Source organism: Nostoc sp. MG11, assembly GCF_014904695.1.
In the GTDB taxonomy this organism is placed as follows: domain Bacteria; phylum Cyanobacteriota; class Cyanobacteriia; order Cyanobacteriales; family Nostocaceae; genus Komarekiella.
The window spans coordinates 1-3,796 of record NZ_JACXXN010000131.1 but is presented as its reverse complement, the minus strand read 5'-3'; the positions used below and the strand labels follow the sequence as shown (position 1 = coordinate 3,796).

At 38.0% G+C, this 3,796-nt stretch carries 3 protein-coding genes; all 3 read left to right on the top strand.

The features are described from left to right. Positions 1-104: 104 nt before the first annotated feature. Positions 105-665, top strand: a complete 561-nt coding sequence (locus HCR01_RS37255) for a sigma-70 family RNA polymerase sigma factor (protein ID WP_226890067.1) — start codon at positions 105-107, stop codon at positions 663-665. 102 nt (positions 666-767) lie between these two features. Beyond that, positions 768-1,736 (top strand): DUF1822 family protein, encoded by a 969-nt coding sequence (locus HCR01_RS37250; protein WP_193200908.1) that lies wholly within the window; start codon positions 768-770, stop codon positions 1,734-1,736. A gap of 23 nt (positions 1,737-1,759) precedes the next feature. Continuing rightward, the coding region (locus tag HCR01_RS37245) for a CHASE2 domain-containing protein (RefSeq protein ID WP_193200907.1) at positions 1,760-3,796 on the top strand (2,037 nt) is incomplete at its 3' end.

The following is a 3,796-nucleotide window of genomic DNA, read 5'->3' as shown; positions in this document are numbered from 1 at the left end:
TAAAAAGTTTTGTAACAATTGTAGCTGGTTTGTGTAAAAGTTGCGATTAATACATGAGATATATAAAAATTCGCAACTTAGTGCGTTCTGATTCGAGGTCTTTTATGACTAATGATGGGAGGAAACAACTAGATGCAGAACTTAAAGAATTAGCGCTCGCCGCCCAACAATACACACACCTAACAAAGGAAAAGCGGATAGCCTTAACACGTTTGATTAATACTATTTGGCAGTCGGGTAAGCTTGCTCGTCCTTATAAAGGTCAATTTCAACTACTTTATGAAGATATCTATGATGAGGCAGTACAAAATTTATTTTTCTATCTTTGTCAAGATAACAATATTAACAAGTATGACTCAGAACGCGGTGAAGTTATGACTTGGGTAAATATGCTATTAACTAAACGCTTTTTTCCAGAGGCTATCCCTAAAATTATCGGCAAAGAGAATGAAATAAATCTCGAAAACTCTCACTGGGAAAATATCCCCTCATCTCAACCTATATCTTTATTTGAACAAGTAAGAGAATGTATAGAATCCGATCCAGAATTAGTTTTTTGTAAAGAACATATCAAAGGTCATCCAGAGGCAAATTTTCAAGCCATAGCTCAAAGAAGATGTTCTGGAATTTCTTGGAAAGATATTTTAGCAGAATGGGGTATTTGAATTACATGTTTACACAATTTTTACCAACGTTGTCTGAAAAAATTTGCTAATAAATTTCAGGAATATTTATATATTTAATATTATCTAATAAACTAGGAAAATATGAGCAAGATCATAGACGTTTTAACATTTTCAACTCCGATACCTGTGGATGGAAGGCATCGAGCAGAAGAGTTACGCAGACAACAAGCCACGCAGGCAAAAGGCGAACAAGTTTATCTCAATACTTTGTCTGTGTCTTTTGTAAACTATTATCTATGTTGCATGGGATTTGAAACAGACTTGAATAAAAGTGACAGTTGGAATGTCATCCAACAGACATTGATGGATGTCGCCGATTTGTCGCTTAAAAACTTGGGTTTATTAGAATGTCGCCCAGTATTGGAAGATGCACAATTTGTTTATGTGCCGCCGGAAGTCCAGTCAAATCGAATTGGCTATGTAGCTGTGCAGATTGGCAAATCATTTAGAGAAGCGACACTGCTAGGATTTGTCAAACAGGTACAAACTGATTTATTACCTATTAACCAATTGCAACCTTTAGAAAATCTATTGGAGTATTTAGAAGAACTTTTTCAAGTTGATAATTCGCTCAATTTCAATCAGAAGTTAGTGAAATTGAAGCAATGGGTAGATAATATTTTTGAAAATGGTTGGCAAGACGTTGAGACTCTTTTAGGTACTCAAAGTATCAATCAATCTGGGAGTTTGAGAAGTTTTAATGACACTTTTATTAGTAGGGGTAAGCTGATTAATTTAGGAAAAATTTTGAGCGATGCCTACGGCGGGCTACGCCAACGCGCAGTGGTTTTAGTCGTTACCTTACCACAAGACAACGAGCAAGAAATGGACGTTATCGTAGAAGTACACCCGACAAATGGACAACATTATTTGCCCCCAAATCTCCATCTAATGATACTGGATTTTGAGGGCGCATCTGTAATGGAAGCTCAAACTAGAAGCAGCAATAAAAATATTCAATTGGAATTTAGTTGTGAGATGGGAGAACGTTTCAGCGTTAAACTTGCTTTGGGAGATATCAGCATTACAGAAAATTTTGTCATTTGTTAAGAACAACAGCAGGGGTCTTGCCAATGAGAAAGTTAGTTGTGCTGAAACTAGATGGCGATTTACACTTAGGTGTGCAGGTAACGCTGGAAATTGGGGAAGAAGGCAAATGCCCTACTACAGAAATTACTGGCAAACTGCCCTCAAATCTAGATATGGCAACAGCAATTGACCAGTGGCAGTCCATATATCGCAGTTTGTGGAAATTTACCCGCATCAAAGCCAAAAAAATTATTTACGATGGTTCTATCTCCCAGCGACGTAAAGATTGCGACACAAAAGCTCGTGAGGTGCAGGAGCATTTAAATAACTGGTTGCTGTCAGACTCTTTTCGTCCCGTGCGGGAAAAATGGCTCAAACATCTGATGCCAGATGAAGAAGTACGGGTGTTGATTCGTACTCATTGTTTGCAACTCAAGAAACTTCCCTGGCATTTGTGGGATTTGATAGATCGAGATTACCTCAAAGCTGAAGTTGTTCTCAGTATTCCAGAATCAGAACGAGTAACAGGTGCATTACAGACATCTACCTGGAGAAATAAAATTAGAATTTTGGCAATTTTAGGCCATAGTGACGGTATTGATGTGGAGCAAGACCACCAGTTACTAGAAAAACTACCCAGTGCCGCTACAACCTTTTTAGTAGAACCTCAATATTCAGACATCAACGATAAATTGTGGAAACAACCTTGGAATATTTTATTTTTCGCAGGTCATAGTAAAAGCGAAGGTGATACTGGTTGTATCTATATTAATCAGACAGATAAATTAACAATTGATGAACTCAGACATGACCTGAGAAATGCTGTTGCCAACGGTTTACAACTAGCAATTTTCAACTCCTGTGATGGATTAGGATTAGCGCGAGAGCTACAAGATTTACAGATTCCGCAAATTATTGTCATGCGGGAACCAGTGCCAGACTTGGTAGCTCAAAAATTTTTAAAGCATTTTCTTGAGGTTTTTTCATCAGGACAATCTATATATGCTGCGGTTCGCACTGCCAGACAAAGGCTCAAAGGAATAGAAAAGGAATATCCAGGTGCAAGTTGGTTGCCAGTAATTAGCGAACATCCTGCGGTAGTGCCAATGACTTGGCAGTTAGACCGAAAAACGCTCGTTGCTAAGAGTGCAATAGCAATATTGCTGACAAGCTTGTTGATAACAAGTTTGGTCATAGGGATGCGGTATTGGGGTTATCTGCAAACGTCGGAATTACAGGCTTTTGCCCATTTTATGCAGATGCGATCGCAACTTCTCACCGAACAACCCGACGAACGGATTTTAATTATCACTATTGATGAAGCAGATATTCAGTACCAACTCAATAAAGGAATGCAAATGCGATGGTCTTTATCTGACCAAGCCCTTGCTCAACTATTAGATAAATTAAATAAGTATCAACCAATAACTATCGGTTTAGATATTTATCGTGATGGTATTATAGACCCGAAATATCCAAATTTAGCTACTCGTTTTCAGCAAGATAATCGCCTATTTTTTGTGTGCAAAGTTGCTACCACTGATACTGATGGGATTCCGCCACCTGATGGAGTTTCCAGAGAACGCTTAAGTTTTAGTGATTTTGTTGCAGATGAAGAAGATATTGCTCGTCGCCAGCTTTTACATTTAACTCCTCCTTCAAAATCTCTATGTACCACAGAATATACTTTTAGTCTACAACTAGCACTTCATTATTTAGATCAAGAAGGCAAAACATCAAGTGTTACGAAAGAAGGTTATTTGCAGATTGGCGATGTTGTATTTGAGCAACTAAACGAACATGCTAGCGGATATCAAAAAGTGAATGCATCGGGTTATCAAATATTGTTGAATTATCGTTCTCTCTCTTCTGTGGAAAAAATTGCCGAGCAAGTTAGTTTGAGAGATGTATTAGATGAAAAAATCCCATTAGAATCAGTTCAATTACTCAAAAACCGCATTGTTCTTATTGGTCTTTCTGCCCCCACCAATACAAGCGATTTTTGGAAAACACCTTTTAGTTCTAATGCCAAACTGAAGCAAAAGCAAATACCGGGGGTATTCGTACAGGCACAGATGCTA

Bases quoted from the DNA above. Each gene is read 5' to 3' on its own strand.
- HCR01_RS37255 (WP_226890067.1), top strand. From the start codon at position 105: ATGACTAATGATGGGAGGAAACAACTAGATGCAGAACTTAAAGAATTA.
- HCR01_RS37250 (WP_193200908.1), top strand. From the start codon at position 768: ATGAGCAAGATCATAGACGTTTTAACATTTTCAACTCCGATACCTGTG.